Below are 13,885 nucleotides of genomic sequence, written 5' to 3'. Positions count from 1 at the left end.
TGTGTCAACCAGGGTTCTTGTCAGCCTTGGGCGCCGCTTTCGGTATCAGCCGCGCCAATTTTTGTTCAATCTCCTTGATGTCGGCCGAGGTGTCGCGCACCTTGTCCCAGATGCTGTGGTCGAGCCGCATCTTGTGGTTCATCGCGCTGATCAATGGCAACAGCGATTGCTCGTAACTGTCCGCCAGGCGTAGCACGGCGTCTTGCAGCGCTTGCTGTTCCGGTACATTGACATGCACCGCCGGGTTCATTTTCAAGCCCAGGCTTTCAATGTGCATGCCGATGGCCGACAAAGTGTTGGCCACGCGGGTGGCGCCATCGGCGTCGGCGCCGCCCTGCTTGCGCAGGCGTACGAAGTCTTCGACCAGCGCCAGCCAGCGCGCCTGTTCGTCTTCTGTTGGACGTCCCAGCAGGTGCGCAAGTTTCAATAGATTTTCCTCGGCCCCCGTGGTCAAGGTTTGGGCTTCACCCCGGTAATGGTCGCGCAGCAAGTCGTCGAGTTCGCCATCCTTCATCAGCGCTGATACCTTGGGCGTCAGCTTGCTCATGTTGCGATAGCTGCCCTGCAACTTGAACGGCGGCTCGATCCGGTACGCATCGTCTTGCGCGGCCGATGCGATATAGGCCATGTTCACGCCCAGCAAGGCGTCGCGCACCTTGAACAGGCGCTGCAGCACATTGCAGATCTCGGCCAATTCCTGGGTCGTGTACGCGTGTTTGAGCTCGCTGGCGGCGACCGGCTGGCCCTGCGCCATGCGGATCAGGCGGTACACGTCTTGCGGATCGCGCGAGGCGAGCGGCTGCAATTCCGGATGCGAGACCAGCGCGTTTTCAATGTACGACATGGCAAACACATCTTCCTTGCCGCTCAACACGTCGCCCAGGTTATAGATGTCGGCGCGGTTGGCCAGCATGTCGGGAATCTTGAACACGTCGCCGGACTCGGTGTAGGGATTGCCCGCCATCACAATGGCAAAGCGCTTGCCGCGCAAATCGTAGCTGCGGCTCTCGCCGCGCCACACGCCTTCGATGCGGCGCGTGCCGTCCGCCAGCGCGATAAATTTTTGCAGGAATTCGGGATGGGTATGCTGGATATCGTCCAGGTACAACATGACGTTGTTACCCATCGCCAAGCCCAGGTTCAGCTTTTCCAGTTCCATGCGCGCCGCTGCATTGGTCGCCTGGGCCGGATCGAGCGAAGTCACGCCGTGGCCCAGCACCGGGCAATTGATGCGCACGAAGATCATGCCCAGGCGGTCGCCCAGGTATTCCATCAGCGTGGTCTTGCCGTAACCGGGCGGCGAAATCAACAGCAGCATGCCCATCGAATCGGTGCGGCGCTGTTCGCCGGCCGCGCCAATCTGCTTGGCAAGGTTGTCGCCCACCAGCGGCAGATACACTTCGTCGATCAGGCGGTTGCGCACAAAGCTGGACAGCGGCTTGGCCTGGAACTGCTCCAGCCGCAGGCGGGCCTTTTCTTCCTGCACCAGGTGTTGGCGCAATTGCTGCAGTTGCCGGTAGGCCGGCACGATGACGCCGACGTGGTGCTCCAGGCGGCGCAAAAATTCGTTGAGCTGCAGATCCAGCACCTGGTTGTCGATGCGCGCATGGTCGCCCAGCAAGCCGCTGGCCCTGGCGGTCAGCTCGGCGGCCTGTACCCTGCGCGGCAGGCTGGAGAGCAAATGCGCCGCCGCTTCCGGCAGCAAGGTCAGGTCAATCTGTTGCTGTTCGCTAAAGCCATGCAGCCACTCGGTAGCCAGCTGCCAGCGCTCGCGCCAGGTCAACGTTTCATCGGTCCACGGCAAGGCAATCGCCTGGCGGCTCAAGTGTTGCTGCAAGCCTTGCGCCAGATCGGCGCCGGCGCGGCTGAGCACCCATTCGTGCGCGGCGGCGCGCTTGGCCCCGCCGGCCTCGGCGCCCAGTTCGGCCATCAGATAGGCGGCGACCTGGTCCAGCAGGGCCGGGACCGATTCGGTAGCGCTGTCAAGCCAAGGTTCGATCTCGAGCTGCTGTTGCGCGAGGAATTTTTGCACCGAGCTTTTGATCTGCGCGGCAATCTGGCCCGCCATGCGCTCGCTGCCGAACTGGCGCCGCATCAACTCGGCTTGCTCAGCCTGGTGCTGGACGGTCTGGGCGCCCTGTTGCAGGCTGGGCGTGGCGGTCAGGTGCTGCCAGTACAAGACGGCAATGGCGCGCGCGAGGGGACCAAACCGCAGCAAGGCCGCGTTTTCCATCAGCGGCGCGACCAGGCGCAAGATGACGGCGGCGTCATGGTCGTGAATGCCCTTCTGGTAACCCTCGTGGAAACGGGGGGCGGCGAAGCGGCGCACGCTTTCCTCAAAGGCATCGGTGACGGGCTCGCGCACCGCGTCCAGCAGCGCCGGCCAGGACCATTGCTCGGTACCTTGCTGCGCCGCCAGGATAATCTGGTGAGCCAGATATTCGGCGCGGTACACCTGCGGGCTTTCCGACAATCTGTCGAGCGCCCAGTAGGCTTGCAGCGCGTCCAGCTCGGGGGAATTAACTGGCGAAAAATAGTCGGTGCCGGTCAGGCTGAACGCCAGCTGGTCCTGGTGGGAAACAATCGTCAAATCCAGCACTTGCTGGTTGACCGTAAAGCGGTGGCGTCCCAAGCGGATAGTGTTGCCGGTCACCAGTTCGTTGCGGTCGCGCAGCGCACGCTGGCCGTGCTCGCGCAAGGCTTTCAGCTGGCCGGCCAGGTCGTCGGCGCCGACGGCATTGCCCAGCTTGCGCAACTCTTCTATGCTGGACTTCAATTTATTCAGTAGTGCGTCGGCTGCGAAATAGGCTTCCAGCTGGGCCGGTTCGGTCAGTTGCGCCAGGCGCTTGGGGACGCCCGCCATGATGCGGCGCGATGCTTCCATGATCGCTTGCACGCGTCGTCCGCGTGCGTCCAGCAAGCCTTGCTTGCGCCCTTCCAGCGCTTCATAGACGGACTCGCGCTTGTGCGCGATTTCGGCCAGGTAATCTTCTTGCTCTGCAAACTTGCCTTCCAGGTCTTCCAGCTGCGCCAGCAAGCGCGTGAGCAACTCGTCACAGCGTTCGGGCGATTCGGCCTGCTCCAGCGCGCTTTCGACCGACTGGCCGAACAGCTGGAACTGGGCCGCAAACTCCGCTGCCGACTCGCCCTGCGACAATTGCTTGCGCCGATGGCGCGCTTCGGCGCGCAGCTTGTTGACGTCCGCGTAGATGCCGGAGATGGTGTTCAGGATACGCGTGCGCAAGGTCGCGTCGCCCACCGCCAGCGTGCCCAGCAATTCGGTCAGGCCGTCGAGGTTGGCGGCGTTGCGGTCCAGCGTGTCGTGCAACGGCGCCAGTTCGGCCGTGGTATGCATGTTGCCCAGCTGGGCGCGCTGCTTGGCAAGGTCGTCATTGACCTTGACGAAGGCATTGTCTTGCGCCAAAAACTGCACCGTCTTGTCGGCCACGCGGCCTTCCTCGGCCGCCAGTTCGGTATCGAGCACAGCGAGCGCTGCCACGTCCATGTAACGCTGTTCCTTGAGCGTGGCCAGGCGGCCCCGGAACAGGCGGATCAGGTTGAGCGCCTCGATGAAGTCGGTGGGCGACTGCCACAGCCGGCTCGCCGTTTCCGTCACCAGCTGGCGCTGGGCCTGGGTGGTCTGGGTCAGCGTGTTGGCAGCTTCGCGCCGCACGGACGCCACCTTGTCGAATTCGTCCAGCGTGGCGCCGGCCACTTCGATCATCGCCTGCACTTCGGCGCCCGCACCGTGCGCTTGCCCGCCGTTCAGCCAATGGTAGGCGTCGATGATGCGGCGGCATTGCTTGACCAGGGTTTCGAAGACAAAACGGCCCGGCAACTGGTCGCGCGGGGCTTCGGCCTGTTCGCGCACCAGCTTGGCGATGGAATACAGTTCGGAAATGCCGCGCACCAGTTCGCGGTTGCCGATCTTGCCCAACGCACTATGGCGCGGGGCTTGCCCGGCCGCGTGCTCGTCGCTGTCGAAGGCGGTCTGCCACAACTGCATGCTGTGGTTGCGCGTGGGCTCGTCGCTGTCGGCCGTAAACAGCAGCATGTTGCCGTCACTGAAACGCGCGTAGCCGTGGGCAACCAGCGGCTGCGCCAGCGTCTTGTTGATCATGTTATAGGTCAGTAGCACGTACACGCCCGGCTCGACGCCGTAGAAAATGTACAGTACGTCTTCACCGTTGGGCGAGAGGACGCGGCGCTTGAACTTGAGCTCGGGCGGCAGGTCGGCGAAGATTTTCATCTCGCCGCTCTGCAGGAAATAGCCGTCCGGGAAAACGATGCCGTGGTCCTCCGGCAATTGCACGCAAGATTCACCAATCGCATCGACCCGCGTCACCTGCACCGTGCGGCGGTTGAACACCAGGTAGCGAAACACCGTTTCGCGGTACGGCTTAATGCGCAGCAAAATCAGTTCGCCCACGGCGGCGTAGGAAATATCGCCATCGTTGAGGGACTGGTTGCGGTCCTCGACCAGCTCGCTGTAGATGCCCAGGCCGGTTTCGGTATTGTCTTCGATCTTGACGGTCAAGTCGCCGCCCACCGTCTCCACGAACAGCGTGTCGAGCACGTTGACGTGCGGGTGCTTGCCCAGCACGTGCTGCTCGCGCGTGGTCTGGATCCACTCAAAATCGTGAGTGGGCGGCAGCGCAATGTCGCGTTCGCCACGGTTGTCGATGTAGACCGCTTCACCGCTGTCGGCGAGTGTCCAGCGGAACACGCGCATGTCGGAAAAACGCTCGCCGATCTTGAAGGCAGCCAGCAACTTGCCCTGGTGCACCCGCAACTGGATCAGCTGGGCGTTCTTGTAATAACTGTACAGCTCCTTGAATTCGAGCAGGAAGCGCGGATCGTCCAGGAAAGTCTGGCCCAACGGCACCGGGTCTAGCTCTGCCTGGTCGCCTTCGCGGCGCAGGCGGTACAGGCCAAAGACGTCGGAAACCTTGGTCTCCTGGCGCAGTCCAATGAAGACGTTGTAACCGAACAGCAGCACGTCGCCCACCAGCACCAGGTCGCGCGCCACGCAATTGTTTTCAGTGCGGGCACGTGTGCGCGACAGCAACACCATTTCCTGGCGGCCAAACTCGGCCAGCCGCGCCCCGTTCAGCGTGGCTGCCTTGTCGAGCAAAGCCTTGCCATGGTTGCCCAGGCGCGCGCGCAGCAGGTCGAAGCTGCTCGATTGCGGGGCCGCTTCCGCTGGTGCAATGGTTTGCGCCGGCGTTGCCGGTGATACTGAACCTGCTGGTGCTTCGCTCATGTGCTTAGTCTGCTTTGGCGTTCAGGAAGGCAATCATTTCAAGGCGGTTTGGCTGGGCCGACAACCAGTCGCGCACCCGCAGCAATTCCTCATAGCCGCTGTCGCCAAAGCGCGCGCGCATGGCTTTTTCCAGGCGCTCGCGCGATGCGGCCTGCTTGAGGTCGGCTTGCCAGCGTTCCGACACCACCGCATCGAGCTGGTCCGACAGCCCGAGTGCGACCAGCCGTTCCCACTCGCCCTTGTCAAACCAGACCGCCTTGGCGGCCACGCTATAGTCCAGCAGCAAGGGATTCTCGTTGCTCACGCGAATGCGCGTCATCATGCGGCCGGTGGCCGGGCACAGGCGCACCGCATCATTGACCTCGGTAATCTCGCCGGCGAATTCATGTGCGGCGATTTGCGGACGGTTCTTGCGCCACATGCGGTACAGCTCCAGTTCCATCCATACGCCCTGGCAATTAGCGCATTGCGCGGCCGGCAGGCCACCCTCAATTTTTACGGGCGCAAAGTGTTTGGCGCCGCAAGCTGGGCACATCATCGTATTTTCCGTCATCACCTCATGCTCCCGCGCGTGGCGCTTCAAGTTGCGGCTGGAACGTGGCCAGCAAACTTTGCAGCGCGGCTTGCTGCTGGGTATTGCCGTCGCGGGCAACGCGCGCCAGCAAGCCGGCCACCGTCAGGTTTTGCAATTCGCCGGACGAGCTGCCCAGCGCGCCGATCAGGCCGCGCAAGTCGCCCACCATGTCGCGCTCGCCCGTCAAATGATCCTTCAGGCCAATTTGCAAGGTGCGGCTCTTCTCGACGGTGGCATCGATGCCCTTGCCGATCGACAGTGCCTTGACGAACTTGTCGAAATAATCGCCCTCTCCGCCGACAATGTCGATCTTAGCGTTCTGCAAGGCCTTGCCCAGCACTTCGGCCTGGTCCTTGGCGATGTGCGTTTGCGCATCGATGCCCTTGTTAATTTGCTGGTTGGTCATTTCCAGCTGCATGCGGAACTCTTCATGGGCGCGCGTTTCGGCGCTCATGGCCGACATGGCGGCAAACTTGAGCGCCAAGCCTTTCGATTCGGCTTCGAAGCGCGCTTCAATGACTTTCGCTTCGGCGTCACCGTGGGTGGCGGTCGCGGCGGCGTCCGCTGCCTTGACGGCGGCGTGTGCCAGGCCCATCTGTTCCGTGCCGGCCGCTTCGGCGGCCATGCGCAGGCGGGTCGCTTCGGCCAGTGCCGCGCCTTGCTTGAGCTGGGCGTCGGCCGAGGCGATCATCACCTTGGCACTGGCCAAACCTGGCGCGGCCAGTTCGGCCTCCTTGCCTTCGGCGCTGCGTTTTTGCGCTTCGGCGTTGCGCTCGGCTACTTTGAGCGCGGCCTCGGCCAGCGTCAAGTCTTGCGCGGCCAGGTGTTTGGCCGAGCGCTCTTCGCCCTCGGCAGCCTTGACCGTCATGACCAGCTTTTCTTCGGCGCTCGCTTCGGCGGCGATCACGATCGACTTCTTGTTACGGTCGGCCAGCGCAACCGCGCGCACATCCTTGATCGCTTCTTCCTGCTCGGCCACGGTGCGTTCCACCACGATGCGCTCGCGGATGACATCGGCAATGGCCTTCTTCTGCACTTCGATGGCGCGTTCCTTGTCGATCGTTTGCAGCGCCACTTCCTTTTCGCGGTCAACGATTTCAAGCTGGCGGGCGCGGATGACGCGTTCTTCCTCGATGGCAACGGCGCGCTTGCGGTTATTCTCGGCCACCTCTTTTTCGCGCGTGGTGTTTTCCTGCTGCACCAGCACGATCTGTTCGGACTGCAGGCGCGCCATTTCAGACTTGGCATGCTCTTCGGCCTGGATCTTTTGCGTTTCGGCTTGCTCGCGCGCCCGAACCGACAGCACTTCGCGGCCCTGGCGCGACTCGGCGTCGCACTGCTGGCGCTCAAGTTCCAGGATGGCTTCGCGCGTTTCCACGTCTTTTTTCTTGATCCGCATTTCTTCATCGCGCTGCAACTCGTTGGTGCGGATGTGTTCGATGGCGGTCAGCTCGGTGATCTTCTTGATGCCTTGCGCATCGAGAATATTGTGGCCGTCCAGGTGGGACAGCGACGTTTGCTCGATGTAATCGATGGCAGCGTCTTCCAGCACGTAGCCGGACAAGTCATCGCCGATCTGGCGAATGATGTCATCCCGAAAGCGCCCGCGTGCCTGGTACAGGTCGACAAAATCCATCGACTTGCCGACCGTCTTGAGCGCTTCGGAAAACTTCGCTTCAAACAAGGTTTCCAGCGTTTCCTGGTGCGAGGCGCGCACGCAGCCGACCGTCTGCGCCACTTTCAGCACGTCTTCGGTGGTCTTGTTTACGTGCAGGAAAAAGGTGACTTTGATGTCGGCGCGAATATTGTCCATGCAAATCAAGCCATCCTTGCCCATGCGGCTGATCTCGATGGTCTTGAGCGAAATTTCCATCAGCTCTTTTTTGTGGATGATCGGATACACCATGCCGCCCGTGAAGGTAACCTCTGGCTGGGCGCGCAGCGTATTGATGATCATGACGTGACCCTGTTCTACCTTGTGGTAAAACTTGGCGAACATCACCAGTAAGCCGAAGACGACGATGACGATGCCACCGATGGCGAGCAACATAATTTCCATGATTTCCTTGTGATTCCTGTTGGTTGGCGAGTGTTTTGGCTAGTGAATACTGTCAGGTACTGCCTGCACTTCGTACTGCCGGGTTGTTTCGTCGTAAGCGACGATGATGGCTCTTGAATTCTTGCGCAGCCCATTGGGCTCGCTGGCCCAGACCCGGATATTGATGCCGCCGCCCGAATCGGCCACCTCGGCGCGGCCGAAACCGGGATCGACCTTTCCGGTGACGATCTTGCATTCCAGGCCCACCAGGCTGCTGTTGCTGCGCGCAACGTGCTTGACGAACAAGCCGCGCATCGGCTTGATGACGCGCGCCGCAATCGGGATCGACAGCGCCGCCGTGAACAGCAGCACCGCCACGCCGCACAGCATGCGCACGGTTTCCAGCGGCAAGTAAACGATCACGTAGTTGTGCAGCAATGCTGTGCCCAACCAGGTGAAAAACACCAGCACACTGGCCACCACCGACAGCGGCACCCCGCCCAGGCCGAGCGCGACTAGGTAACCGGCCAGGGAATGCAGATCCGGCAGGTCGGTGGCGCCGTGCGCTGCGTCGATCCCGTCCAGGTGGCCGTGGTGCGCGTGCAGCGCGTCGCCCAAGTCGACAATGCCGACGATCGACATCAGCCAGTAAATCATCAGGACCGCCAGCAGTACCGTGGGCACGGCCGTGGGGAAGCTGGTCAGCAGCTGCAAGATGGGCATCGCACGCCTTTTGGTTGTAAAGTTTAGTCCGCGCTATTGTTGCGCGGTATTTGCTTTTTGGCAAAGTTTATTAATGCTTCATGCAGCGCTTCCTTGATCTTGCGCTTGTCGTCGGCGGCGACGCCGAACTTGTCGGCCAGCAGCGCGTAATCGGCGTCCGACAGGCTCACCGTCAGGCGCGGCCGCACCGGCTTGCTGGTGCAGGGCAAGCCGAGGATCTTGCGGATCTGGTCCGACGGCGAGACCTGGTTTTCAAAAGCGGCGTAGCGCACTGCATCGATCACTTTTTTCTCGACATCAAAGGCGACCTGCACCGCGCGCAGGGCCGCGTCGGAACTGGTCCAGAGGGGCGAACTGCTGACCATGCTCGCCTCTCAGCTCGGCTCGGACGGCTTCGCATTCAGGCGCTGCTGCAGACGCGCCATCACTTGCGCCTTGCGATCCGGCTCGCCAATGCCGGCGGCGGCCAGCTTGCGCTCCAGCGCCTTGTTACCAAATTCGCCCTCGAGCACGTCGGCCGCCTGCATCCGGTCGGCCGTGTCCTGGTGGCGTTGCTTGATGCGTTCGAGCGACTCTTTCGCGCTCATTAGCTTGCTGCCGCTGCTGCCCATGCTTTGCGAGATCGTCGCCGTGGCGCGGTAGACGCTCTCGGTGGTCTTGGCCATGGCCAGCTCGCGCTCGTGCTCGCGCAGCGTCGCCTCGGCGTTGCGGATCAAGTCTTTCAGATGCGTAATATGGCCGGCAAACTGATCGCGCGCACCCGTCTGTTCGGCCAGCGCCAGTTCGATGTCGGCTACTTTGACGGCCACTTCCTCGGCCAGCGCATCCTGCTTTTTTTTCAGCGCTTCGAGGGCCAGGTCTTCGTAGCGGTGCATTTCCTTGCCCAGACGTTCGATCTCGCGCGTCGCTTGCATTTCCTTGGCCATCACGCCGGTCAGGTCGTGCTTGGCGGTGGCCACGTGTGCCTTTGCTTCCACGATTTCCTGCTCGTAGATATTGTTGGCGTTGTTGTCGACGATGCTTTGGCCGATGCTCCGGACATCGCCGCGCAGCATCGTGAGAATTTTTGAAAAGACAGCCATGTTGCTCTCCTTATTTGAGATAGTCCGTGAAGACGTTGAGCGCCTCGAGCGCGTTGTCGGCCACCATGGCCACATCGGTTGCAATGCTGGCGGCGTCAGCGTCATGCGCGAGCGAACCGTAAATCACATAGTGGCCGGCGATGCGACCGAAATTCGACAGCGGGATGGCGATGTTGAGGTCCATCATTGCCTCCAGCATCTCCGAGCGGCGCTCGGGCTTGATCTCGTCTTCGGTCCACAGGTAGCAGATGCACAGCACCTGGCTGGCCGAGCCGGTAACGAAAATCGGCAGCTCCTCCTGGCCCTCGATCACGATGCGCATCACCGGCACCCCGTCGGCCTCTTCTGCCGGCAACAGGTTGCCGCTCACGCCCAGCGAACCGAGCTTCAGGCTGAGCGCCTGTTCAATTGCCAGTAACTGTGTCATTGCCACTTCCATGGTGTTCATCCTCAGACATAATATGTCCAAAGTATAGGCCTGCGACATAAGATGTCAAGCGGTTTATTGAACAATCACTATTGCTTGGTCGGTCCGCAGCGGCGTGTAAAATGCGCCTGCCCCCAACCTTCCGCAAACCTCTCCACACACCATGCACATCGCCACCATCCGCCAGCGCCTGCGTGCCCTGGGCGCCCTGCCCTTGCACGAACAGCGCGTGCTGCGCGACTGGATCCAGGGCGCCGGGCACGAGCACGGGCGGCGGCGCGCGCAGGATTTTTTGCCGCGCGCCGTGCGCGACGCCTTGCCGGCGTTGGACGCCGACTTGGCGGCCATGGCGCGCCTGGTGTCGTCCCATCCTGGCGAAGATGGCTCGGCGCGCTTGCTGGTGGGGTTGGCCGACGGGCAAACGGTGGAAAGCGTGCTGCTGCCGCGTGACGGCCTGTGCGTCTCCAGCCAGGTCGGTTGCGCGGTCGGCTGCCAGTTCTGCATGACCGGGCGCGAAGGATTGATCCGGCAAGTAACCAGCGGCGAAATCATCGCCCAGGTGGTGCTGGCGCGCGCACAGCGGAGCGTGAAAAAGGTCGTCTTCATGGGCATGGGCGAGCCGGCGCACAACCTGGACAATGTGCTCGACGCCATCGAACTGCTCGGCACCGAAGGCAATATCGGCCACAAGAACATTGTGTTCTCCACGGTGGGCGACGCGCGCGTGTTCGAGCGCTTGCCGCTCGGGCGCGTCAAGCCCGCGCTGGCGCTGTCGCTGCACACCACCAAGGCGGCGCTGCGCGAAAAGCTGCTGCCGCGCGCGCCGCGGCTTACCCCGGCCGAACTGGTGGCGCTGGGCGAAGCGTATGCGCGCCAGACGGGCTATCCGATCCAGTACCAGTGGACGCTGCTGGACGGCATCAACGATGGCGAGGATGAGCTAGACGGCATTGTCGCCCTGCTCAAAGGCAAATACGCCGTCCTCAACATGATCCCCTACAACACCATTCCCGACCTCGCCTTCAAGCGTCCCAGCTGGGAAAAGGCGCGCGCAATTGCCGCCGCGCTGCACGGGCGCGGCATCTTGACCAAGCTGCGCGACTCGGCCGGGCAAGACGTCGACGGCGGCTGCGGGCAACTGCGCGCCCGCGCCGGCGCGCCGCGCGTGATCCCGATCCGTACCAGTACGACCGCAACGTAGGGCGGAAAAGCGCAGCGCATTCCGCCAAGCTCCGCCACTGGCCCACTTCAAAAAATCAAAAAAAAAGGGCAGGGCGCCCATCACGACGCCCTGCCCTGTTGCTGTGGCTTGCCGAGACTAGCGCTCGGACACCGCGTCCACCACGCACAGCGCCGTCATATTCACAATCCGGCGCACGGTAGCCGATGGCGTGAGGATATGCACCGCCCTGGCGCAGCCCAGCAGCACCGGCCCGATCGCAATGCCATTGCCCGCTGCAGTCTTGAGCAGGTTGTAGGCAATATTGGCGCTGTCAATGTTAGGCATCACCAGCAAATTGGCGTCGCCCTGCAGCGTGGAGTGCGGCATCATGGTCTTGCGCAGCTTGGCGTCGAGCGCAACGTCGCCATGCATCTCGCCATCGACTTCAATTTCGGGGCGCTGCTGCTGCACCAGCGCGAGCGCCGCGCGCATCTTCTTGGCCGATTCGCTGTTGGCAGACCCGAAATTGGAGTGCGACAGCAGCGCTGCGCGCGGGACAATGCCAAAGCGGCTCATCTCGTCGGCGGCCATGATGGTGATCTCGGCCAGCTGCTCGGCGCTCGGGTTTTCATTGACGTGGGTGTCGACCAGCGCCATCTGGCGCTCCGGCAGGATCAGGAAATTCATCGCTGCGTACACATTGGCGCCCGGCCGCCGGCCCAGCACCTGGTCGATGTAATGCAGGTGCAAGTTGGTGGTGCCGAAGGTGCCGCAGATCATGCCGTCGGCATCACCCTTGTGGATCATCATCGCGCCGATCAGGCTGTGGCGGCGGCGCATTTCGAGCTTGGCGTATTCCTGGGTGACGCCCTTGCGCATGGCCATCTGGTAGTAGGTCTGCCAGAAGTCGCGGTAACGGTCTTCATGGTCCGGGTTGATGATGTCGAAGTGCTCGCCCAGCTTGAGGCGCAGGCCGAATTTTTCGATGCGCTGTTGCAGCACCTGCGGACGACCGACCAGGATCGGGCGCGCCAGCTTTTCATCGACCACCACCTGCACCGCGCGCAGCACGCGCTCGTCTTCGCCTTCGGCGTAGACGATGCGCTTCATTTCGGGCGGCGCCGCCTTGGCCAGGGCGAACAGCGGCTTCATGAAGGTGCCGCTGCGGTACACGAATTGCTGCAAGCTTTCGGCGTAGGCGTCCAGGTCGGCAATCGGACGCGTTGCCACGCCCGACTCGAAGGCGGCCTTGGCCACCGCCGGCGCGATCTGCATCAGCAAACGCGGGTCGAACGGCATCGGGATCAGGTATTCGGGACCGAACGACAGGTTGCTGATGCCGTAGGTGGTGGCCACGACGTCGGACTGCTCGGCGTGGGCCAGTTCGGCGATCGCGTGCACTACCGCAATTTCCATCTCGCGCGTGATGGTCGTGGCGCCGCAATCGAGCGCGCCGCGGAAGATGTAAGGGAAACACAGCACGTTGTTGACCTGGTTCGGGTAATCCGAACGGCCGGTGGCAATGATGGCGTCGCCGCGCACCGCCTTGACTTCTTCAGGCAAGATTTCCGGGGTTGGATTGGCCAGCGCCAGGATCAAGGGATTGGGCGCCATCTGCTTGACCATGTCCTGCTTCAAGACGCCGCCGGCGGACAGGCCGAGGAAAATGTCGGCGCCCGGCATGACTTCGGCCAGCGTGCGCAGCGGCGTTTCCTGGGCAAAGCGTTCCTTGTCCGGGTCCATCAGCTCGGCACGGCCCTTGTAGACCACGCCGGCCAGGTCGGTGACGAAAATGTTTTCAATCGGAAACCCAAGATCGACGATCAGTTCCAGGCAAGCGAGCGCCGCGGCGCCGGCGCCCGACACCACCATCTTGCACTCGCGCATATCCTTGCCGACCACCTTGATGCCATTGATGATGGCCGCGCCGACGATGATGGCGGTGCCGTGCTGGTCATCATGAAAGACCGGGATCTTCATGCGGCTGCGCAGCTGGCGCTCGATGTAGAAGCACTCGGGCGCCTTGATGTCTTCCAGGTTGATGCCGCCAAAGGTCGGCTCGAGCGAGGCGATAATGTCGACCAGCTTGTCCGGATCGAGCTCGTTGATTTCGATGTCGAAGACGTCAATGCCGGCGAATTTTTTAAACAGTACGCCCTTGCCTTCCATCACCGGCTTGGAAGCGAGCGGACCGATATTGCCCAGGCCCAGCACGGCGGTGCCGTTGGTGATGACCGCGACCAGATTGCCGCGCGCCGTATATTTATAGGCGTTGCCCGGATCCTTGACGATTTCCTCGCACGGCGCCGCCACACCGGGCGAATAGGCCAGGGCCAGGTCGCGCTGGTTGAGCAACTGCTTGGTGGGCGTAACGCTGATCTTGCCCGGACGGGGAAATTCGTGATATTCGAGTGCTGCCAGGCGCAGCTGTTGACGTAATTCTTCTTTTTTTTCCGATGACGAATCCATGCTGGTGCGGCCTTCCTATGACTTACGGGGATCGTTGATTCTAGCAGACGTACCAAACTCGCAAGCTACGTATTTCTACCAACAAACCGGTTTGAGCGCGGTTCGAACCCGGTACGAGCCCTCGTCTAGACAACATTTCATCGCAAC

General features: G+C 62.2%; 9 protein-coding genes and 1 pseudogene. 1 reads left to right on the top strand and 9 read right to left on the bottom strand.

From position 1 onward, the window contains the following. Positions 1–4: 4 nt before the first annotated feature. From ACP7D4_RS10010 to ACP7D4_RS09975, 8 genes and pseudogenes are all read right to left on the bottom strand, one after another. Complete coding sequence (locus ACP7D4_RS10010) at positions 5–5,263, bottom strand: DNA repair ATPase (RefSeq protein WP_426208919.1); 5,259 nt, start codon at positions 5,261–5,263, stop codon at positions 5–7. Between the two features lie 4 nt (positions 5,264–5,267). After that, the gene (locus ACP7D4_RS10005; protein ID WP_426106118.1) at positions 5,268–5,705 is read right to left on the bottom strand and encodes a hypothetical protein; all 438 of its coding nucleotides are present in this window, start codon (positions 5,703–5,705) and stop codon (positions 5,268–5,270) included. Then, positions 5,706–5,798, bottom strand: a pseudogene (locus ACP7D4_RS10000) (zf-TFIIB domain-containing protein); the annotation flags it as partial. A 22-nt stretch (positions 5,799–5,820) separates the two neighbouring features. Beyond that, on the bottom strand, positions 5,821–7,896 hold the full coding sequence (locus tag ACP7D4_RS09995) for a flotillin family protein (RefSeq protein ID WP_426208918.1): 2,076 nt from the start codon (positions 7,894–7,896) through the stop codon (positions 5,821–5,823). Between the two features lie 39 nt (positions 7,897–7,935). After that, positions 7,936–8,598 (bottom strand): ubiquinone biosynthesis protein, encoded by a 663-nt coding sequence (locus ACP7D4_RS09990; RefSeq protein WP_426208916.1) that lies wholly within the window; start codon positions 8,596–8,598, stop codon positions 7,936–7,938. A 23-nt stretch (positions 8,599–8,621) separates the two neighbouring features. After that, positions 8,622–8,963, bottom strand: a complete 342-nt coding sequence (locus tag ACP7D4_RS09985) for a hypothetical protein (RefSeq protein ID WP_426106053.1) — start codon at positions 8,961–8,963, stop codon at positions 8,622–8,624. 9 nt (positions 8,964–8,972) lie between these two features. Continuing rightward, positions 8,973–9,680: a PspA/IM30 family protein gene (locus ACP7D4_RS09980; RefSeq protein ID WP_426208914.1), complete on the bottom strand. Its 708-nt coding sequence runs from the start codon at positions 9,678–9,680 to the stop codon at positions 8,973–8,975. 10 nt (positions 9,681–9,690) lie between these two features. Further along, entirely contained in the window at positions 9,691–10,107 is a 417-nt protein-coding gene (locus tag ACP7D4_RS09975) for a DUF2170 family protein (protein ID WP_426106055.1), read from the bottom strand. Positions 10,108–10,270: 163 nt separating this feature from the next. Here ACP7D4_RS09975 and ACP7D4_RS09970 point away from each other — a divergent pair, with 163 nt between their 5' ends. Beyond that, a complete protein-coding gene (locus ACP7D4_RS09970; RefSeq protein WP_426106056.1) occupies positions 10,271–11,308 on the top strand; it encodes an RNA methyltransferase in 1,038 nt (345 codons plus the stop codon). A 117-nt stretch (positions 11,309–11,425) separates the two neighbouring features. Here the strand turns inward: ACP7D4_RS09970 and ACP7D4_RS09965 are convergent, their stop codons facing one another. Continuing rightward, a complete protein-coding gene (locus ACP7D4_RS09965) occupies positions 11,426–13,738 on the bottom strand; it encodes an NADP-dependent malic enzyme (RefSeq protein WP_426106058.1) in 2,313 nt (770 codons plus the stop codon). Positions 13,739–13,885: the final 147 nt, after the last annotated feature.

Source organism: Massilia sp. TWP1-3-3 (assembly GCF_049897805.1).
Taxonomy (GTDB): Bacteria; Pseudomonadota; Gammaproteobacteria; order Burkholderiales; family Burkholderiaceae_D; genus Telluria_A.
The sequence above is the reverse complement of the archived record's forward strand: the minus strand, read 5'-3'. Positions and strand labels throughout refer to the sequence as shown.